This window comes from Acrocarpospora catenulata (genome assembly GCF_018476525.1).
Classification (GTDB): Bacteria; Actinomycetota; Actinomycetes; order Streptosporangiales; family Streptosporangiaceae; genus Acrocarpospora; species Acrocarpospora catenulata.
The window spans coordinates 230,099-250,509 of the sequence record NZ_JAHCST010000009.1 but is presented as its reverse complement, the minus strand read 5'-3'; the positions used below and the strand labels follow the sequence as shown (position 1 = coordinate 250,509).

Genomic DNA, 20,411 nt, shown 5'->3' with positions numbered 1-20,411 from the left:
GCTAAGTAACAAGTCTCCCTAAGATTGGATCCCATATTGAGAAGATTTGATCCATGGAGCACGATTTGGGATCGTAGGGGTGCCATGCATCCCCGGGTTGGAACCCTTCGCCAGAAAGGCCGGCCGTGCTGAAGCGCGAGGACAACGAGAAGCTCACCCGCACCGGGCCGGGCACGCCGCTGGGGCAGCTGATGCGCTCCTACTGGCAACCCGTGGCGCTGGTGTCGGAGATGTCGCAGGAGCGGCCGGTCAGGGCCGTCCGGCTGATGGGGGAGGATCTCGTCCTCTTCCGCCGTGACGACCGCGGCTGGGCCCTGGTCAGCAGATTCTGCGCGCACCGCGGCGTGGACCTGTCGTACGGGCGGCTGGAGGACGGCGGCCTGCGCTGCCTCTACCACGGCTGGCTCTACGGCCCCGACGGCCGCTGCCTGGAACAGCCGGCGGAGCCGCCGCACAGCACGTTCGCCGAGAAGATCCGGATCCGCAGCTACCCGTGCGAGGAGCGCAACGGCATCGTCTTCGCCTACCTCGGCGCCGGCGACCCGCCCCCGTTCCCCGCCTACGACTGCTTCACCGCGCCGGAGGAGTACACCTTCGCGTTCAAGGGCCTCTGGGAGTGCAACTGGCTCCAGGGCGTCGAGGGCGGCATCGACCCGAGCCACGTCTCGTTCCTGCACCGCTTCGTGGGGGAGGACCCCCGCGACGTCTACGGGCAGCAGTTCAGCGAGGTGGTGGCCGGGACCGGGCAGAAGCTCTCCAAGCTGGTCGGCGACCACTACCGCCCCGACATCGAGGTCGAACAGGCCGAGCACGGGCTGCGGGTCTTCGCCCTCCGGCAGCTGACCGAGGAGATCAAGCACGTCCGGATCACCAACCTGCTCTTCCCGAACGCCTTCGTGGTCCCGTTCGGCAACAGCAAGGTCTTCACCCAGTGGCACGTCCCGATCGACGACGAGAACCACTACTGGTACATGATCTTCTACGACTTCGCCGAGCGGACCGACAAGGAGACCCTGCTCGCCCAGCGGCTCTCCCAGGTCACCCTCCCCGACTACCGGCCGATCAGGAACCGCGCCAACGACTGGGGCTTCGACCCCGCCGAACAGCGGGACCTCACCTACACCGGGATGGGCCTGGACATCAACGTCCACGACCAGTGGGCGGTGGAGAGCATGGGCCCCATCCAGGACCGCACGGTGGAACGGCTCGGCGTGTCGGACCGCGCGGTGACCGCCAACCGCCGCCTGCTGCTGCGCGCGCTGGAGGCGTTCGAGGCCGGCAACCCGCTGCCCGCCCAGCCGCTCGACGCGCCGAGCGCCCGGCGGCTGACCGGCCCGATCGCGGTGGACATGATCAGCCCCACCGACGGCTGGGAGGAACGCTGGCCGGAACACGACGCCAAACGGCGCGCGGCTTCCCCGTGGGGGTCTGAGACCGATGCGTAACATCGACGAACGGCCCGTCGCGGAAGGCGGCGGGGGACGCGGCGCCCGGCCCATGCTGGCCGCCGAACGAGGCGGTTTCGTGGAACGGCACGGGCTCTGGACGGAGGAGCAGTACGCCGGCGCCGCCCAGATGCGCCGGGTCATCGACGAACTCGGCATCGACCTGGTCAGGGTCTGCTTCGTGGACCAGCACGGCGTGCTCCGCGGCAAGTCCATCACCAGGGCCGCCCTGCCCGGCGTGCTCAGATCCGGGCTCACCGTGCCCTCCTCGCTGCTGCTGAAGGACACCTCGGGCAAGTCGTCGTTCGCCGTGTTCGACGCCCTCAGCCTCGGCGGGTACCGGGGCTTCTCCGGGGCCGGGGACGTCGTGCTGGTGCCCGACCCGACCACCTTCCGGGTGCTCCCGTGGTCGGAGCGGACCGGGATGATCCTGGCCGACCTGCGGTATCCGGACGGCGGAGCCGTACCGTACTGCACCCGCGGCCTGCTCCGGCGGCACCTGGCCTGGCTCACCGAGCGGGGCCTGTCGATGACCGTCGGGCCCGAGCTCGAATTCCACGTCTTCGCCCGGGTCGACGAGGGGATGCACCCTGCCCGGGTGGGCCGCCCCGGCAGCCCGGGGGTCGCGCCCGCCGTACGGCCGATCACCCCCGGCTCCCAGTTGCTCCGCGTGGACACCCTGGACGAGGCCGACGACCTGGTCGCTGAGATCCACCGCGGCCTCACCCGGCTCGACCTGCCGCTCCGCTCGATCGAGCTGGAATTCGGCCCCAGCCAGTTCGAGGTGACCCTGGACGCCGGGGACGCGGCCGACGTGGCCGACCAGGTGGTCCTCTGCCGGATGGCGCTCAAGCAGATCTGTCATCGACTCGGGCTGCACGCCACCTTCATGTCCCGCCCGCGCGGCGCCGAGACCGCCTCCACCGGCTGGCACCTGCACCAGTCCCTCGGCGACGCCGTGACCGGCGCCCCCGTCTTCGCGTCCACCGACCCCGGCAGCGTGCTCTCCCCGCAGGGCCTCTCCTACCTGGCCGGCCTCCTCACCCACGCCGCGGCCGCCGCCGCGTTCACCACGCCGACCGTCAACGGCTACAAGCGGTACCAGCCGTACTCGCTGGCCCCCGACCGGGTGCTGTGGGGCCTGGACAACAAGGGCGCCATGGTCAGAGCCGTCGGCACCCCCGGCGACCCGAACGCCCACCTGGAGAACCGTTCCGGCGAACCCGGCGCCAACCCGTACCTGTACATCCTGTCCCAGCTCATCACCGGCCTGGACGGCATGGACCGCGGCCTTTCCCCCGGCGCCCCCACCGAGTCCCCGTACCGCGACGACGCCACCAGGCTGCCCCGCACCCTCGGCGACGCCATCCAGGCCCTGGACACCAGCCCGCTCTTCCGCCGCGTCCTCGGCGACGAGGTCGTCGACTGGTACGTCCACCTCAAACGCGCCGAATACCACCGCTACCTTGACGAGGTCTCCGACTGGGAACAACGCGAGTACTTCGACCTGCTCTGACTCCTCCACCTCGTGGCCGCCCCTGGCCTCGACACGCTTACCCTGGCAATAGGGCCTGCTCTCGCACCGGGAGCCGGAGAAGATCGCGGCGGAATCGGCATCCCGGCCGAGGGCGGTGAGATGACCGGTCGTATAGTCAACACGTTTGTTCTTGCCAGTCCGCGACCCGTAACCGACGACGACGACCTCCTGCACGTCCTCGAAACAGCGTGGTGACCGAAGTGTGGATGCGATGGCAAACGTTTCTGGAGAACAGGAGCTAGGAGTCCGATGACCTCCCCAGTGCCCGCTGCGAAGGACACCCTGACGATCCGTGACAATCGGACCGGCAGGGAGTACGAGATCCCGATCTCAGAAGACACCATCAAGGCAGCCGACCTGGCGAAGATCAAGCCCTCCGACGACGGGCCGGGCCTCGCGACGTACGACCCGGGGTTCGTGAACACCGCGTCCTGCAAGAGCGCGGTCACGTTCATCGACGGTGACAAGGGGATCCTGGAGTACCGGGGCTACCCGATCGAGCAGCTGGCCGAGAAGTCGAACTTCCTGGAGGTCGCCTACCTGTTGATCCACGGTGAGCTGCCCAGCAAGGACCAGTACGACAGCTGGGTGCACCAGATCACGTACCACACGTTCGTGCACGAGAACGTCAAGGAGTTCATGCACGGTTTCCGGTACGACGCGCACCCGATGGGCATGCTGATGGCCTCGGTCAGCGCGCTCTCGACGTTCTACCCGGAGTCGGGCAACATCGCCGACCCGGACAACCGGCAGATGCAGATCGTGCGGATGATCGCGAAGATGCCGACGCTGGGCGCGTGGGCGTTCCGGCACGCGCAGGGCAAGCCGTACGTGTACCCGGACAACGACCTGGGCTACACCGCGAACTTCCTGTCCATGCTCTTCAAGATGAGCGAGAAGCGGTTCGAGGCCGACGAGCGGCTGGTGCGCGCCCTGGACGTGCTGTTCATCCTGCACGCCGACCACGAGCAGAACTGCTCCACCAACGCGGTCCGCTCGGTGGGCTCCTCCCAGGTCGACCCCTACTCCGCGATCGCGGGCGGCATCGCCGCGCTCTACGGCCCGCTGCACGGCGGCGCCAACGAGGCCGTGCTGCGGATGCTCCGCCGGATCGGCAGCCTGGACAACATTCCCGCGTTCATCGAGGGGGTGAAGAACGGCAAGGAGCGGCTGATGGGCTTCGGCCACCGGGTCTACAAGAACTACGACCCGCGCGCGAAGATCATCAAGAAGGCCTGCGACGACGTCTTCGAGGTCACCGGGGTCAACCCGCTGCTCAAGATCGCCCAGGAGCTGGAGAAGATCGCCCTTGAGGACGAGTACTTCGTCTCCCGCAAGCTCTACCCCAACGTGGACTTCTACTCCGGTCTGATCTACGAGGCGTTCCAGCTGCCCCCGGAGATGTTCACCGTGCTGTTCGCCATCGGCCGCACCCCCGGCTGGCTGGCCCAGTGGCTCGAACTGGTCCAGGACAAGGAGCAGAAGATCGCCCGGCCCAAACAGATCTACACCGGGCCGCGCACCCTGGACTTCATCCCGGCCGACCAGCGCTGGAAGTAGGGCTTCCCGAGCCCCGTCGAGCCGGGCCCCCATCAACCGGCTCGATGGGGCTCAGCGCGCATCCCATCGGCCTTCCTCCAGCTACCTGCGCGAGACGGACGCTATCCGACTTGCGCAACTGTTTGACGCCCTCGGCGAACCGCCGCTGGATCTTCAATGGTTACCGGTGAGCACGCCTAGACTTGGGCCACTTGTGCGGCGGAAGGGTGATGGTGGCGAGCAGAGAGATCGTTGACCCGTCGGCTGAGGTGCTGGCCGAGGCCGCGGCCGCCTTCGCGTTGCTCTCCTCCCCTCCTCGGTTGCACATCGTCTGGGCGCTGGCGCAGGGCGAGTGCGACGTGACCGGGCTGGCCGAGCGGGTGGGCGGCGCGCTGCCCGCGGTCAGTCAGCACCTGGCCAAGCTCAAGCTCGCCGGCCTCGTCCGGTCCAGGCGCGAGGGCCGCAGAGTGATCTACCTGATCGACGACGATGACATCGTGGCCACCGTCCGCGGCCTGGTCGGGCGGCTGTCCGACCGGGACGGTGTCTCCGGGGAACGCGAGCATGGTCTGGGCGCCTGACGCGCCGCCCACGGCCCCAGCCGATCAGGCCACGCTGAGCCGGCTCCAGGCGCTGCGACTGCTGCGCAGCGGGCCGCGCGGCCTGACCGAGGCGCAGGCCGAGACGCGCCTGCTGGAGTACGGCGAGAACACGATCCCCTTCGATAGACCGGCGTCCTGGCCGCGTCGCCTGGCCCGCAGCCTGCGCGACCCGTTCACGATGGTGCTGCTCGCCCTGGGCCTGGTCTCCACCATGATCGCTTCGTGGGGTACGGCGGGCGTCATCGTGGCTCTCGTCGTGGCCAGCTGCGTGCTCCGCTCCAACGGCGAGTCCCGGGCCGACCGCTCCACCAGGGCACTGCGCACGCTGGTCGCCACCACGGCGACGGTACGGCGGCGCACCTCGGAGGACGCCGAGCCACGGGAGTGGGAGATCCCCGTCGACCAGCTGGTGCCCGGTGACGTGATCAAGCTGGGGCCCGGGGACCTGGTCCCGGCCGATCTGCGCCTGCTGCGGGCCAGCGGTCTGACCGTGCACCAGGCACCGCTGACGGGGGAGTCGGCGCCGGTGCCCAAACGAGCGCGTGATCTTCCCAACGGCCAGGACCATCTGTGCTGGCAGGGCAGCAGCGTGGCCTCCGGCACCGCGCTGGCCGTGGTGACGGCCACGGGGGCCGGCACCCTGTTCGCGGGCGCCTACCACGCGCCGGTACGGAGGCTATCCGCCTTCGACCGTTCGGTGAACGGCATCTCCTGGATCCTGGTCAGGCTCATGCTGGTCATCCCGCCGGTGGCGCTGGTGGCCAACGCGGTGCTGCGCGGCAAGGGGCTGGAGGCGCTGCCGTTCGCGGTGGCGGTGGCCGTCGGCCTGACGCCGGAGATGCTGCCGGTCGTGGTCACCATGACGCTGGCCAGGGGCTCGGCGCTGCTGGCCCGCTTCGGTGTGATCGTCAAAAGGCTGTCGGCGCTGCACGACGTGGGTGCGATCGATGTGCTGTGCGTGGACAAGACCGGCACGCTCACCCAGGACCGTCCCGTGCTCAGCGGCTCCGTCGGACCGGATGGGCGGGCGGACCCCGAGGCGCTGCGCTGGGCGGCCGTCAACAGCTTCTGGACGCTCCACCTGACCGACCCGCCGACGCCCGACCCGCTGGACGAGGCGCTCCTCGCGGGGGTACCGGACGTGGGCGACGTGGAAGGGCTGGACGCCACGCCGTTCGACCCCGCGCGCAGGATCTCCTGCGCGCTGGTCTTCGAGGGCGGCAGGCACGTCGTGGTGGTCAAAGGGGCCGTGGAAGCGGTGCTGGAGCGGTGTGCGATGACCGCGACACAGCGGCAGCGCGCGGGTGAGGTCGCCGCGGCCCTGGCCGGAGCCGGGGCCCGGGTGCTCGCGGTCGCCACCGCCGAGCGCCTCGCCTCCCACCGCCTGGGCGAGGAGCATGGCCTGGAACTCGCCGGTTTCGTCACGCTGGTCGACGAGCCCTCGCCGGACGCGGCCGAAGCGCTGGCGGCGCTGGCCCGGCGCGGGATCACGCTGAAGGTGCTGACCGGCGACCACCCGGCCACCGCCGCCCGGGTCTGCCGGGAACTGCGGCTCGATCTGGGGGCGGTGGCCGACGCCGCCCAGCTGACGCCCGAGGCGGTCAGGGCGGCGACGGTGATCGCCCGCTGCACCCCCGAGCACAAGGCCCGCGTGGTCACGGAACTGCGCGCGGCCGGGCACACGGTCGGTTTCCTCGGCGACGGCGTCAACGACCTGCCGGCGATGCGTGCCGCCGACGTCGGCATCTGCGCCCGCCCCGCGGTGGACGTGACCCGGGAGGCCGCCGACATCGTGCTGGCGGCCAAGGATCTCTCGGCGATCGAGCAGGCGGTCGTCGTCGGGCGGCGCAGCACCGGCAACATCACCACCTACCTGCGCATCGCGTTGTCGTCCAACTTCGGAAACGTGATCGCCATGCTCGCGGCCGGACTGGCGCTGCCGTTCCTGCCGATGCTGCCCGCCCAGGTGCTGGTGCAGAACCTGTGCTTCGACGCCGCGCAACTCGCCTTCGCCTTCGACCGGGCCGACCCGGCCATCCTGCGCCGGCCCTTCCGGCTCCGGCCGCGTGGCCTGCTCCGCTTCATCCTGGGCTTCGGCGCCCTGAACGCCGTGGCGGACCTGGTCACCTTCGCCGTCCTGACCCGGGTCATCGGCGTGCCGGGAGAGCCGGCCTTCCACACCGGCTGGTTCATCGAGAACATGCTCACCCAGGCCGTCATCATGCTCCTCCTGCGCCCGACCACCCGGGTGTCCCGCCCGCTCGGAGTGGCCACGGGCGCACTCGCCACGGTCGGCCTGCTGCTACCGCTCTCACCGCTGGCGGACATGTTCGGGCTGGTCGCACCGCCCGTCCAGAGCTATCTGTGGCTGTCCCTGGTGGCCGTGGCGTACGGCGGGGCGCTGCTGGCCGTCAGCCGTAGGACAGGTTGGAGCAGGGATCGTCATCGGCCGAGCGCGCCCGGTCCTTGAAGATCGTGGGAGCCGGCGTGGGAACGGTTTGGCGGTGGCGCGGGCGCCCAGGCCGTTGACGGTGGTGCCGTTGTAGACCGCCAGGCGGATGCCGGCGCCGGACACGGGCGTGGGGGTGGCCGTGGAAGAGGGGCGGGCCCGGTCGCGTCCGGCCGCGCTGGTCGGGGAACCCGGCGCTGTCTACGCCGCCGTTCCCTGGTAGGTCTGGCCATGTCCGCCCTCGGCACCCCGGTTGTATAGTTGCGCAAAGTAGCAAGCATTATGCCATCGAGCCGGGGTGAGGACATGCGGGCAGGGGAGCAACAGCGAATGGTCGCCCTCGCGTTATGGGCGCTGGTAGGTGTGCTCGCTCTCTACGATTGTTACGCCGGAATGATTTTTCCGCTGTTGAGTGGATAAATGCGCCGTCAGATATTGGCCGAGAATGTGTCGCACTTTGCGGGAGCGCCCGTCTCGTATCCCGTGGTGAACCACTTCACCCGCTGCCGGGAACTCCCGTGTGTCCACCCCTCGGGATTCACCCGGCCCTGGGCGCGTTCCTGGATCCTGTCGTCGCCCACCGCCGCCGCGGCGTCCAGCGCCTCCCGAATGTCCGACGACGTGAACGGCCCCTCGTAGAACCCGGTGTCGACGGCGTTCTTCGCCCACACACCGGCGTAGCAGTCGGCCTGCAGCTCAAGCCGCACGGAGGCGCTGTCGGCCCCCTGGCTGTTGTCGCCGACCCGCCTGGTGGTGCCGAGCAGGTTCTGCACGTGGTGCCCATACTCGTGAGCGATCACGTACGCCTGGGCGAACGGCCCGCCCTTGGCGCCGAACCGACGCTCCAAATCCTCGAAGAAGCCCAGATCAAGATAGACCCGGCTGTCGGCCGGACAGTAGAACGGCCCCACGGCCGAACTGGCCTGGCCGCACCCGGTGCTCACGCCCGTGGTGAACAGGACGGTCCGCGAACTGCGGTACGACTGCTTGCCACGCTGGGTGAAAGCGTCCCGCCAGTACCGCTGAACGCTGTTGACCACCCCCACGACACGGCACTTCTCCGACTGATCCGCGTCACTGCCCTTCTTGCACTGATCAGCCAGATTCGACGTCGCAGGCGCACCCTGCGGCGGGGAACCTCCACCAGGCAGCAGACTCTCCGGGCGAACCCCCAGAACCAGGGCGACAACCAGCGTGATGACCCCTACGACACCCCCACCGATGGCGAGCCCGCCACCCGAGAACCCCCCACCGCCGCGCTCCTCAACCTGGGACGCGTCAAGATCCACGTCATCGCGGAAGTCCATCGAAGTTGCCCTCTTTCCTGGGATCGGCCACGGGCTTCATTACCCAAACCGCCCCGCCGAGAACTCCGAGACCGGTCAGCATCTGTGCCACCGCGAACCGGGCAGGCCGGCGGGCGGCGCCGGCCGTGCTCGGCGCCGGTCCCGGCTGGTCTCCGTCAGCAGGTCCCGTGGCATGATCAGGAGTGGCCGAAGGGAAAGCCCATGAGAAGACCTTGTCGGTTGGATCGACAGCGCGGGCGCGTGACCGGCGCCGTCGCGGCGTCCTGAAAGCGGCCGGGACATGGTGCTGCCGCACAATACGCTCGACCATCGATACCGGGGCGAGCATCCGCTCCGCACGCTCGCCTACCTCTTCCGGGAGCACCGGGCCCGGCTCGTGCTGGCTGTGGCGGCCTTCATCGTCAAGCACAGCCCGACCTGGCTGCTCCCGCTGGTCACCGCCAACGTCATCGACGCGCTGGTGCAGCACCGGCCCGTCGGCGGCCTGCTGCTCAACGTGGGCCTGCTGCTGGTCCTGCTGCTCCTGAACCTCCCCGGCCACCTGCTGTACGTCCGGTGCCTGCACGGGGCCATCCGCCAGGTGGGGATGGCGCTGCGGTCGGCGTTATGCCGCCGCATGCAGCACCTGTCGATCGGCTACCACTCGCGGGTCAGCGCGGGCGTGCTGCAGACCAAGGTCATCCGCGACGTCGAGGGCGTGGAGCAGATGGTCCAGCAGACCGCCGACAGCGGGCTGGCGGCCGTGACCATGCTCCTGGGCGGGCTCGTGGTCATCGCCGTACGCGTGCCGGTCATGCTGCCGGTGTTCCTGCTGGTCGTCCCGGCGGCCGCGATCCTGGTGATGCGGATGCGCAACCGCCTCCGTGCCGACAACGAGAGCTTCCGCCAGGAGGTGGAACGGCTGTCCGCCCGGGTGACCGAGATGACGCACCTGATCCCGATCACCCGGGCGCACGGTCTTGAGCAGGACGCGCTGCACCGGATGGACGGCACGCTGACCCGCGTGCTCCGTACCGGCCTGCGGCTCGACCTGCTCAACGGCCGGTTCGGCGCGATGGCCTGGATCACGCTCAACGTCCTGGCCGCCGGCTTCCTGGCCGGTTCCGCGTTGATCTCCTATTACCAGGTGCTGCCGCTCACTGCGGGCGACGTGGTCATGCTCAGCACGTTCTTCACCACGCTCACCACCTCCGTCACCACGCTGCTGAGCCTGACGCCGGTCATCACCAAGGGGCTCGAGTCGGTGCGTTCGATCGGGGAGGTGCTCCAGGCCCCCGACCTGGAGAGCAACGACGGCAAGGCCGAGGTGGAGACCGTACGGGGCGAAGTCGAGTTCGAGGAGGTCGGCTTCGCCTACGAGTCGGGGCGGGTCGCCGTGGAGGGCTTCAGCCTCCGGGTTCCCGCCGGGGAGACCATCGCCCTGGTCGGCGCCTCGGGCGCGGGCAAGTCCACCGTGCTCAACCTCGTCATCGGCTTCCTGCGCCCCACCTCCGGGCGCATCCTGCTGGACGGGCGCGACATGGAGGACCTCGACCTGCGCACCTACCGGCGGTTCCTCTCGGTGGTGCCGCAGGAGTCGATCCTCTTCGAGGGCAGCATCCGCGACAACGTCACCTACGGCATGCCCGACGTGCCGGAGGAGACCCTGCGTGCCGCGCTGCGGGACGCCAACGCGCTGGAGTTCATCGACCGGCTGCCGCACGGTCTCGACACGATCGTGGGGGAGCGCGGCACCCGGCTGTCGGGCGGGCAGAAGCAGCGCCTGGCGATCGCCCGCGCGCTCGTCCGCGATCCCCGGGTGCTCGTCCTGGACGAGGCCACCTCGGCCCTGGACACGGCCTCGGAGGCGCTCATCCAGCAGGCCATGAACCGGTTGGTGGCCGGCCGTACCGTGTTCGTCGTGGCGCACCGCCTGTCCACCATCCGCGGCGCGGACCGCATCGTCGTCCTGCGCGACGGCCGGATCGCCGAGGTGGGCACACACGAGGAACTGACCGCCCGGCGCGGCGTCTACTCAGGACTCCAGTCCGGAGCCCAGCCGGCCTGACGGTCAGAGTGAACAACAGGTGAACGAACCGCCAAGGTTTGTCATAGGGTTGACCAGGCGCTGCAACCTCAAAGGTGAACAGAGGGTGAACGATCTGGCGCTGGGGAGCGGGTTCCCGAGGAACAGGCGGCGCTATTCCTAGTAAACTAGTAGGAATATTTCGTTGGAGGTGCTGAAAGCCGTTGCAGGCCGGACTGGCAGTGCTCGCGGGCATCTTCGCGCTCGTCTCAGGGGTCAACGACGGCGGCGCCCTGCTCGGCACCGGGCTGAAAGTGCCCGGCGTGCGCCCGGTGGCGGGCCTGCTCGCGCTGATGGCCACGGTCGCGGTCGTACCGCTGGTGAGCTCCCAGGTCGCTGTCACCTTCACCACCCGCCTCGCGTCGCTGCCGGGCCCGGCCGGGCAGATGGCGATGGCCGTCGCGGTCGTGTCCGCCCTCACCGTGGTCTGGACGCTGAGCCGCCGCGGCCTGCCCACCAGCCTGACGCTGGCCGTGGTCGGCGGGATCACCGGGGCCGCCACCGGCTGGGGCCTGCCGGTCTCGCCGGGTGGTGTGCTGCTGGTGCTCGCGGCCGGGGTCGCGGCGCCCTTCGTCGGCGGCGCGATGGCGGTGGTCGCGAGCCGGCTGGTGGCCCGGCTGGCCGACGCCGTGCACCTGCCGCGCCTGCACTGGGGCGGGTTCGCCCTGCAGTGCCTGGCCTACGCGGCCAACGACGGGCAGAAGATGCTGGCGGTGTTCGTCATCGGGCTGGGCGTGACCGGGGCGCCGCCCCTGCTCTGCCTGCTGATCGCGGTGCTGTTCGGGATCGGCGCGGTGTACGGGCTGCCCCGCGCGGGCCGTACCTTCGCCAGGGAACTGCTGGCGGCGCGGCCGATCCACGCGGTGGCGGCCGAGATGGGCAGCAGCCTCTCGGTGATCGGCTGCGCCGCGGTCGGCACGCCGGTCAGCATGACGCAGGCCATCGCGGGCGGCCTCGTCGGGGCGGGCGTGGCCGAGAGCGTACGGCGGGTCCGCTGGGCGGCGACCACGAAGATCGTCCTGGCCTGGACGCTGACCCTGCCGGTCAGCGGACTGCTGGGACTGGTGTCGGCGCTGGTGGTCAAGGGGGTGATCGCGTGAGGTGGCTCAGACGGGTCTCGGGCATGATGCGCGGGCGGATGGACGGCGCGCTGGCGGAGGCGTTGATCGGCCAGCTGGAGGCGACCAAGGAGGGCGCGTGGCTGGCGATGGCCATGATCGGCGGTGAGATCGGCAGGACCAAGGCACACGAGACGATGCGCGCGATCGAGCACCGCGGCGACACCTACCGCGCCAGGCTGATCGCCGAACTGTCCGGCGCGCTGGTCACGCCGATCGACCGCGAGGACCTCTTCCGGCTGTCCCGCTCGATCGACGACATCCTGGACTCGTTACGCGACTTCGTCCGCGAGTCCCACCTGTACCGGGTGCGCGGCCGCCAGCGGTTCGCGCCCATGCTCGATCAGGTCATCGTCGGGATCGACGCCCTGGAGAAGTCCGTGCTCGACCTGGCCGCTAGCTCCTCCGCCACCGGCCATGACGCCCTGGAGGCCAAGAAGGTCGGCGGGACCATCCGGCGCATGTACCAGTACGAGATCGCCCGGATCCTGGCCTCGGAGATCACCTCCGAGGCCCTGCGGGAGCGGGAGCTGGTCCGCCGCCTGGAGATCGTCGGCACCGCGATCAGCGACGCCGCCGACGCCATCGCCGACGGCGCGATGAAGCGGTGACGGTCAGGCTCGGCGTGCCTTGAGATCTTGATCGTCCATGGCGCCGTAGGTCGAGGCCCGGAACAGGAAGGAGGCCCAGGACCGATAGGGCCGCCACGTCTCGGCCAGTTTCCGGTACGCGGACGGTGGCGCGTCCTCCGGGAGGCCGTACGCCTCGCGCAGGATGGCGAACAGGCGCGGCTCGTCGCCCGGAAAAGCGTCCGGCGCCCCCGCTCCGCGGATCAGGATCAGGCCCGCGGAGAACGGCCCCACGCCGGTCAGTGTCCGTAGTTCGGCCAGAGCCTCCTCCGGGCCGACCGAGCGCAGGTGCTCGGTGGTGAGCACTCCATCCAGTGCCGCGCGGGCCAGTCCGCGCAGCCATTCCTCCTTCTGCGCGGGCAGGCCGAGACCGTCGGCCTCCAGCAGCGTCACCGGCGGCGGGAACGCCGCGAACGACTGCCCGTCCACGGTGACCCGCGCGCCGTACCGCTCCGCGATGCGCTGCTTGATCCGGGAGGCGATTAGCATCGACGAGCGCTGCACGATCACCGCCCAGCACGCCGCCTCCCACGGGCTCCAGAAGCACACCGGCCGCAGGCCGGGACTGCGGCGTTGCAGGTCACCGAGCACGGGGTCGGCTTCGCCGAGTTCGGCGAAGCCCGTGCCGTCCACGTCGAGGGAGAGGATTCGAGCCACCTCGCCCCGGATCCCCGGCCCCGCGGCCCGCGTCGGCGCGACCGCCACTCCGCCCGGCGCGGCCGTCACGGTCACGCCGATCGGCAGCCAGTCGGACTCCGCGCAGTAGGCGAAGCGCAGCGCCCGCCCGTTGGAGGGCAGCGCACTGGTGGCGGGCCAGTCCTCCACGAAGCGGAGCGAGGCACCGAATTCGAACGGGCCCTTGGCGGTGAGCGTGAATCCGTGGGAGGTCATGCGCGTATGGTAGGAGCCCCCCCGGCGCTGACGAGCACGTGTGGGCCCAGCCTCGTCGTGCGGCTGATCAGTCAAGACAGAACTCGTTGCCCTCGGGATCGGCCATCACGATGTGCCCGGCGCCGAGCGGGGGAGCGGGCTCATGACGCTGGAGCCGGGTGGCGCCGTGGGCGATGAGCCGCTCGGCCTCCGCCTCCAGAGCCGCCATCCGCGCGTCGCCCGCGAGCCCCGGGGCGGCCCGCACATCGAGGTGCACGCGGTTCTTGACCTGCTTGCCTTCCGGAACGCGCTGGAAGAACAGCCGCGGCCCCGAGCCCTCGGGATCGACCACCGCCGAGGCGTCGTTGCGTCTCTCGGGCGGCACGCCCATCGCCTCCAGGGCCTGCTCCCACGACGCGAAGCCCGCGGGCGGGTCTTGCAGCCGGTAGCCGAGGGCCTCGGCCCAGAACGCCGCCAACCCGGCCGGGTCGGCGCAGTCGAAGGTGATCTGTACGTCGCGGGCCATCTCAGCTCACCTCCGGCCGGGTCTGCTGGTGGATGTCGCGGAGGAGGACGTGTTTGATCATGGTTGCAGCCTGCCAGATATTGCGGACAGGATCGTTCCGTGATTCGTGAAACGATGGGCGGGTGACCGTCGAGGCGACAACCGAGCGGGTACTGCGGTTGCTGGCGCTGCTGCAGCACCGGGCATCCTGGACCGCCGCCGAACTCGCCGCCGAACTGGGGGTCACCGACCGCTCGGTGCGCCGCGACGTGGAACGGCTGCGCACGCTCGGCTACCCCGTACACGCGACGGCGGGCGTCGGCGGCGGCTACCAGCTCGGCGCGGGCACCCGGCTGCCGCCGCTGCTCCTCGACGACGAGGAGGCGATCGCGACGGCGGTGTCCCTGCGGCTGGCGTCGGGAGGCACGGTCGCCGGTGCGGGCGAGGCGGCGCTGCGCGCGCTCGCCAAGCTCGACCAGGTGATGCCGCCCCGGCTGCGCGGCGAGGTGCGGGCGGTGTACGGCGCCACCGAGACCCTCGTCAGCCCCGGGGTCGAGATCGACGCGGAGCTGCTGGTGACGCTCGCGCGGGCCTGCCGCGACGCCGTACGGGTGCGGTTCCGGTACGCCGCCCGCGGCGGTGCGGACCGCGAGCGCACGGTCGAGCCGGTGCGGATGGTCGCCACCGGCCGCCGCTGGTACCTGATGGCCTGGGACGTCGACCGCGACGACTGGCGCACCTTCCGGCTGGACCGGATGCGCGAGGTGGTGCCGACGACCTGGCGCTTCCGGGTGAGAGAGCATCCGGACCCGGTCGCCTACGTGCAGCGTTCCGTGACCGAGGCGCCGTACCGGTACCTCGCCCGGGTACGGGTGCACGCCCGGCCCGACCGGGTCCGGGAGCTGGTGCCACCCCAGATCGGGCGCGTCGAGGACGACCGCGACGGGTGGTGCGTGCTCGTCGTCGGCGGTGACGACCTGAACTGGCTCGCCGTACGCGTGGCCGGGCTGGGCTTCGAGGCGGAGGTACTGGACCCTCCGGAACTACGCGAGGCCGTCGCCCGGCTCGCCCGCCGCCTGGCGGCGATGGCCGGGGGACCGGCCCTCCGGTCCTAGCTCCACATGTCGCAGGTCAGCGCTTTTTGCCGCGGCGACGATCCGCGGTTTGTCGGTGACTGCTGCTAGAACTTGACTCCCCCGTCTTCGTTGAGGAGTTCCTGTGATCCACGCGCATCTCACCGAGTTCCACGGTCTTCCCGTTCAGTACATCGGTGGAGCAGGCGCCGCGTCCGCCTCGCAGGTCGCCTGGCGGGTCTTCGGGGATCCCTACGAGGGCGCGGATCCCATCGACGACAGCTTTCGGCAGTTGTTCGACGAGGTTGACTGCGATGTCGTGCGGGCGCTCGTCGTGGGCACGTGGGGGTGGGCGCACGAGAATCAACGGGCCGATGTGCCGGTCCGGCTGCTTGTCGAGGCCGCGTCCCGGCTCCCCGCGCTGGAGGCGATCTTTCTGGGGGACTATGTCAGCGAGGAGTCAGAGATCTCCTGGATCGGGCAGGCCGACGTGACGCCCCTCCTGACCGCCTATCCCCGGCTGAAGAGGCTCGACGTGCGCGGTAGTGACGGGCTCGAACTCCATCCCGTCGAACACACCTCGCTGGAGACCCTCCGTTTCGAGTCCGGCGGGTTGCCTGCCGCGGTGGTCCGCGCGATCGGCGCGTCCACGCTGCCCGCGCTCCGCGACCTGGAGCTGTGGCTCGGCACGGAGGAATACCAGGGCGACTCCGGGCCGGGCGACTGGGCGGCGATCCTCGCGGGCGGCGGCCTGCCCGCGCTGACCCGCCTGGGCCTGCAGGACAGCGCGCGGCAGGACGAGGTGGCCGCCGCCGTCGCCACCGCGCCCATCGTGGCCCGGCTGGAGTCGCTCGACCTGTCCATGGGCTCCCTGACCGACGAGGGCGCCGAGGCGCTGCTGTCCGGCCAGCCGCTCACCCACCTCAAGCACCTCAACCTGCGTCATCACTTCCTCAGCGAGGAGATGGCCGCGAAGATCCTGGACACGCTCCCCGGCGTCGAGGTCGACCTGTCCGACCGGCAGGACGCCGAGGACACCTGGCGCTTCATCGAGGTGTCCGAGTGACCATGCTCGGGGCGACACCCGCGTTCGTGGTCGTCGGCACGCCGGGAGACCGGAGGGTGTCCATGTTCGCATCGGCTCTAAGGGCGCACGGCCTGGCAGAACCTTCCGTCGTCGCCTGGCGCGACGTGCTGGCCGGGGCCGAGATCCGGATCCCCGAGCGTGCCCTGGTCCGAGTCGACTCACCTGGGGAGGATGCCGAGGCCGACGCGTTGCTGCGCGGCCCCGGCTCGCCCACCCGGGTCGGCGGCGGCGCGTCCTGGCACGCCGCGTTCGTGCGGGGCCTTGAGCGTGTCCGCCGAGCGGTGGCGCGGGCGCCCGGCGCGCGGCTGCTCGGCGACGTCGAGGAGATCGCCGTGATGTTCGACAAGCGGCGCTGCCACGCCCGCCTGCTGGCCGCGGGCGTGCCCGTGCCCTCCGCGCTGCCTGAGGAAGTCACCGGCTACTCCCACCTGCGCGAGCTCATGGCGCGAGCGGGCTGGAACCGGGTGTTCGTCAAGTCGGCCCACGGTTCGTCCGCCGCCGGGATCGTGGCGCTCCAGACCCGGGGTTCGCAGCTCCACGCGGTCAGTTCCGTCGACCTCATCCGCCCTCGGCCGGGAGTCGTCGAACTCCACAACTCGCTTCGCGTACCCACCTACACCGACGAAGCCGACATAGCCGCGATCGTCGATGCGCTCGCGCCCGACGGGCTGCACGTGGAGCGATGGTTCCCCAAAGCGTCGTCGGACGGGCACGTGTTCGATCTGCGCGTCGTGGTGATCGGCGGGCGGCCCACGCATGCCGTCGTGCGTGCCAGTCGCAAGCCGATGACCAACCTGCACCTGGGCGGCACCCGCGGCGATCTCGACCAGGTCCGCGCCCGGCTCGGGGCGGCCCGATGGGAGCAGGCCATGCGGATCTGCGCGCGGGCCGCCGCGTGTTTTCCCGGTTCCGGCATGGTCGGAGTCGACCTGATGGTGGGCATCGGCTGGGACCGTTTCGCCGTGGCCGAGGTGAACGCCTTCGGTGACCTGCTGCCCCGGCTCCCCGGCCTGCCCGAGAGCGGAGCCGGCGGCCTGGACAGCTACCACGCGCAGGTGGCCCACATCCTCGCCTCCCGGAGCGCGGCGTGAGGGACATGGGCGAGATCATCGGCGCCCACGACCTGCTGCTGGTCACGCTCGACACCCTGCGTTACGACGTCGCGGCCGAACTGCTCGACCAGGGCAGGCTCCCCACGCTCGCGAGCGTGCTGCCGGGCGGCGCGTGGGAACGGCGGCACTCGCCGGGCAGCTTCACCTACGCCGCGCACGCGGCCATCCTGGCCGGATTCCTGCCCACCCCGGTCGGCCCCGGCCCGCACCCCAGGCTGTTCGCCGCCGCCTTCCCCGGCAGCGAGACAACCGCCGCGGGCACCTGGGTCTTCCACGCCGCCGACCTGCCGGGCGGGCTGGCCGGCGCGGGCTACCACACGGTGTGCGTCGGCGGCGTCGGCTTCTTCAACAAGCTGACCCCGCTCGGTACGGCGCTGCCGTCGTTGTTCGCCGAGTCACACTGGCGGCCGTCGTTCGGCGTCACCTCGCCGACCTCCTTCGAAGCGCAGCTGGCGTGTGCCGAGCGGGCGGTGCGTGACCGCGCGGAGCCGGTGTTCCTGCTCGTCAACGTGTCGGCGCTGCACCAGCCGAACCACTTCTACCTGCCCGGCGCGTCCGGCGACTCGCGCGAGACGCACGCCGCCGCCCTGGAGTACGTCGACCGCCACCTCGGACGCCTCTTCGCCCTGATGACCGCGCGACGGCCCTGCCTGGCCATCGTCTGCTCCGACCACGGGACCGCCTACGGCGAAGGCGGATATGTCGGTCATCGGATCGGCCACGAGGTGGTCTGGACGGTGCCCTACGGCGAATTCGTGCTGCAACCGGGGGAGTGGCCGTGAGGCCTTACGAAGGCTACGTCTACGCCTATCCGCACAAGACGGCCTACCGCCCGCTCGATCCCCGGCCGCCACTGCGGGAGGTCTGGGCGGACGAGCGTACCGACGCGCTGTTCCTCTACCTGCACGTGCCCTTCTGCGAGATGCGGTGCGGCTTCTGCAACCTGTTCACCAGGACCGGCGCCCCTGCCGAGCTGGTGGCCGCCTATCTCGACGCGCTCCAGCGCCAGGCGGACGTCGTGCGGCAGGCGCTGCCATCCGCGACGCGGTTCGCCGCCGCGGCCATCGGCGGCGGCACGCCCACCTACCTGGAGGCGGCGGAGCTGGCCCGGCTGCTCGACCTGGCCGAGCGGACCCTGGGGGTCGACTTCTCGGCCACCCCGCTGGGGATCGAGACCTCCCCGGCCACCGCCACGCCGGATCGCCTGGCCGTACTCGCCGACCGCGGCACCAGGCGGGTCTCGATCGGGGTGCAGAGTTTCGTCGACACCGAGGCCAGGGCCGCCCTGCGTCCGCAGCGTCGCGCCGACGTCGAGACCGCGCTGGCCGCCATCCGCGCGGCCGCGATCCCCACGCTCAACATCGATCTGATCTATGGCATCGACGGTCAGACAGCGACGACCTGGCGGCACTCCCTCGACGCCGCCCTCGCCTGGCGTCCGGAGGAGATCTACCTCTACCCGCTGTACGTCCGGCCGCTCACCGGGCTGGGACTGCACGGCCGCGACTGGGACGACCAGCGGCTCAGCCTCTACGGCCAGGGCCGGGATCACCTGCTGGCCGCCGGCTACGAACAGGTCTCCATGCGGATGTTCCGGCTACCGGGCACGGACTCCGGCACCGAGTACTCCTGCCAGCGTGACGGCATGGTCGGTCTCGGCTGCGGGGCCCGTTCGTACACCTCGCGCCTGCACTACTCCTTCGAGTACGCCGTGGGCGTGCGACACGTCCGCGCGATCATCGACGAGTTCGTCGGGCTGCCGCGCGCCGAGTTCGCCTTCGCCAACATCGGTTTCGCGCTCGACGACGCCGAACGGCGCCGCCGTCACCTCATCCAGTCCCTGCTGCAGGCGGACGGGCTCGATCGTGCCGTCTACCGTGAGCGCTTCGGCAGCGATGTGCTGGCGGACTTCTCACTCGACGCGTTCGCGGAGCGAGGCTGGGTGGAGGACGACTCCGCCCGCGTACGGCTGACGCCGCGAGGTCTGGCCCATTCCGACGCCATCGGGCCCGCCCTCTTCTCCGACCGGGTCCGCGATCTGATGGATTCCTATGACCTCCGCTGACGGCTCGGGGGGACGGGGTGGTGTTCCGGACGCCGCCCTGTCAGCCGAACCGGGGCCTGCCGCCGGGCGGGTGCCACTGTCGATCTGGGACATCACGCCCCGGCACGTGGACCCGCCGCCCCCGGTTGGCGACGTCCCCAAGCCCAGAGAGCTGACCCTGCTCTACCGGGGCCCATTGGCCAGCTGCGACTACGACTGCGGGTACTGCCCCTTCGCGAAGCGCCGCGACAGCCCCGAGCGGTTGCGCGCCGACCGGGCGGCGCTCGGGCGCTTCACCGCCTGGGTCGCGGCGCAGGACTTCCCGATCTCGGTGCTGTTCACGCCGTGGGGCGAAGGGCTCGTCAGGTCGTGGTACCGCTCGGCCATGGTGGAGCTGAGCCAGCTGGACCACGTGCGCAGAGTGGCCATCCAGACCAACCTGAGCGGTCGGCTGGGCTGGCTCGCCGAGGCCGACCTCGACACACTCGCCCTCTGGGTCACCTACCACCCCAGCCAGGTGGCGCACGAACGCTTCCTGGCCAGGTGCCGGGAGTTGCTCACCCGTGGGGTGCGGTTCAGCGTGGGCGTGGTCGGCCTGCCTGACCAGGTCGAACCGGCCAGGCGGCTCCGGGCGGAGCTGCCTGCCGAGGTGTATCTGTGGGTCAACGCCGCTGAAGGGCATGTCTACTCCGATCAGGAGGCGGCCGTCTGGACGGCGATCGACCCGTTGTTCGGCTACAGCAGGGAGCCGCACCGCAGCCAGGGGCTGCCGTGCCGTACCGGCGAGAGCGTGGTGTCGGTGGACGGGGACGGCACGGTGCGGCGGTGTCACTTCGTCACCCCGCCCCTCGGCAACCTCTACGACGGGTCGGCCCTGCGCGCCCTCCGGCCCCGGCCGTGCCCCCTTCCGGTGTGCGACTGCCACATCGGGTACGTGCATCTCGAACCGCTCGACCTCTACCGCACGTTCGCGGGAGGCGTGCTCGAACGCCTGCCAGCCGCCTGGCCGCCTTGATCTGGCCGCCTTGA

Annotated in this window: 17 protein-coding genes; 14 read left to right on the top strand and 3 right to left on the bottom strand. The window is 70.7% G+C overall.

Annotated elements, in window-relative coordinates:
- Positions 1 to 125: 125 nt before the first annotated feature.
- The 5 genes from KIP79_RS12370 to mgtA all read left to right on the top strand — a co-directional run bounded on the left by KIP79_RS12370 (position 126) and on the right by mgtA (position 7,593).
- Positions 126 to 1,445, top strand: a complete 1,320-nt coding sequence (locus tag KIP79_RS12370) for a Rieske 2Fe-2S domain-containing protein (RefSeq protein WP_214104882.1) — start codon at positions 126 to 128, stop codon at positions 1,443 to 1,445.
- Entirely contained in the window at positions 1,438 to 2,961 is a 1,524-nt protein-coding gene (locus KIP79_RS12365; RefSeq protein WP_214104881.1) for a glutamine synthetase family protein, read from the top strand. Before KIP79_RS12370 ends, KIP79_RS12365 begins: the two co-directional genes overlap by 8 nt.
- Before the next feature lie 270 nt (positions 2,962 to 3,231).
- Entirely contained in the window at positions 3,232 to 4,542 is a 1,311-nt protein-coding gene (locus KIP79_RS12360) for a citrate synthase (RefSeq protein WP_214104880.1), read from the top strand.
- A 209-nt stretch (positions 4,543 to 4,751) separates the two neighbouring features.
- The gene (locus tag KIP79_RS12355; protein WP_250213072.1) at positions 4,752 to 5,102 is read left to right on the top strand and encodes an ArsR/SmtB family transcription factor; all 351 of its coding nucleotides are present in this window, start codon (positions 4,752 to 4,754) and stop codon (positions 5,100 to 5,102) included.
- On the top strand, positions 5,086 to 7,593 hold the full coding sequence (gene mgtA, locus KIP79_RS12350; protein WP_214104879.1) for a magnesium-translocating P-type ATPase: 2,508 nt from the start codon (positions 5,086 to 5,088) through the stop codon (positions 7,591 to 7,593). The genes KIP79_RS12355 and mgtA overlap by 17 nt, the downstream gene beginning before the upstream one ends.
- 407 nt (positions 7,594 to 8,000) lie before the next feature.
- Here mgtA and ypfJ read toward each other — a convergent pair whose 3' ends face one another.
- Positions 8,001 to 8,879, bottom strand: a complete 879-nt coding sequence (gene ypfJ / locus KIP79_RS12345; protein WP_214104878.1) for a KPN_02809 family neutral zinc metallopeptidase — start codon at positions 8,877 to 8,879, stop codon at positions 8,001 to 8,003.
- Positions 8,880 to 9,159: 280 nt separating this feature from the next.
- Here ypfJ and KIP79_RS12340 point away from each other — a divergent pair, with 280 nt between their 5' ends.
- From KIP79_RS12340 to KIP79_RS12330, 3 genes are all read left to right on the top strand, one after another.
- Positions 9,160 to 10,926, top strand: coding sequence for an ABC transporter ATP-binding protein (locus tag KIP79_RS12340; RefSeq protein WP_214104877.1), 1,767 nt, complete (start codon positions 9,160 to 9,162; stop codon positions 10,924 to 10,926).
- Positions 10,927 to 11,108: 182 nt separating this feature from the next.
- Positions 11,109 to 12,044 (top strand): inorganic phosphate transporter, encoded by a 936-nt coding sequence (locus KIP79_RS12335; protein WP_214104876.1) that lies wholly within the window; start codon positions 11,109 to 11,111, stop codon positions 12,042 to 12,044.
- Positions 12,041 to 12,673 carry a DUF47 domain-containing protein gene (locus tag KIP79_RS12330; RefSeq protein ID WP_214104875.1) on the top strand — a complete coding sequence of 211 codons (633 nt, stop codon included), beginning with the start codon at positions 12,041 to 12,043 and terminating at the stop codon, positions 12,671 to 12,673. The genes KIP79_RS12335 and KIP79_RS12330 overlap by 4 nt, the downstream gene beginning before the upstream one ends.
- Positions 12,674 to 12,676: 3 nt before the next feature.
- On the opposite strand, the gene KIP79_RS12325 is transcribed toward KIP79_RS12330, so the two are convergent.
- Both KIP79_RS12325 and KIP79_RS12320 read right to left on the bottom strand, forming a co-directional pair.
- On the bottom strand, positions 12,677 to 13,582 hold the full coding sequence (locus KIP79_RS12325) for a DNA-3-methyladenine glycosylase family protein (protein ID WP_214104874.1): 906 nt from the start codon (positions 13,580 to 13,582) through the stop codon (positions 12,677 to 12,679).
- 67 nt (positions 13,583 to 13,649) lie between these two features.
- Entirely contained in the window at positions 13,650 to 14,087 is a 438-nt protein-coding gene (locus tag KIP79_RS12320; RefSeq protein WP_214104873.1) for a VOC family protein, read from the bottom strand.
- A gap of 122 nt (positions 14,088 to 14,209) precedes the next feature.
- On the opposite strand from KIP79_RS12320, the gene KIP79_RS12315 reads away from it, so the two are divergent.
- From KIP79_RS12315 to KIP79_RS12290, 6 genes are all read left to right on the top strand, one after another.
- Positions 14,210 to 15,181: a helix-turn-helix transcriptional regulator gene (locus KIP79_RS12315; protein WP_214104872.1), complete on the top strand. Its 972-nt coding sequence runs from the start codon at positions 14,210 to 14,212 to the stop codon at positions 15,179 to 15,181.
- A 103-nt stretch (positions 15,182 to 15,284) separates the two neighbouring features.
- A complete protein-coding gene (locus KIP79_RS12310; RefSeq protein ID WP_214104871.1) occupies positions 15,285 to 16,205 on the top strand; it encodes an STM4015 family protein in 921 nt (306 codons plus the stop codon).
- Positions 16,206 to 16,207: 2 nt separating this feature from the next.
- Positions 16,208 to 17,317, top strand: coding sequence for an STM4014 family protein (locus KIP79_RS12305; RefSeq protein ID WP_214104906.1), 1,110 nt, complete (start codon positions 16,208 to 16,210; stop codon positions 17,315 to 17,317).
- Positions 17,318 to 17,322: 5 nt separating this feature from the next.
- A complete protein-coding gene (locus KIP79_RS12300; RefSeq protein ID WP_214104905.1) occupies positions 17,323 to 18,120 on the top strand; it encodes an STM4013/SEN3800 family hydrolase in 798 nt (265 codons plus the stop codon).
- A complete protein-coding gene (locus KIP79_RS12295; RefSeq protein ID WP_308169687.1) occupies positions 18,117 to 19,403 on the top strand; it encodes an STM4012 family radical SAM protein in 1,287 nt (428 codons plus the stop codon). Before KIP79_RS12300 ends, KIP79_RS12295 begins: the two co-directional genes overlap by 4 nt.
- The gene (locus KIP79_RS12290) at positions 19,390 to 20,397 is read left to right on the top strand and encodes an STM4011 family radical SAM protein (protein ID WP_214104870.1); all 1,008 of its coding nucleotides are present in this window, start codon (positions 19,390 to 19,392) and stop codon (positions 20,395 to 20,397) included. The genes KIP79_RS12295 and KIP79_RS12290 overlap by 14 nt, the downstream gene beginning before the upstream one ends.
- Positions 20,398 to 20,411: the final 14 nt, after the last annotated feature.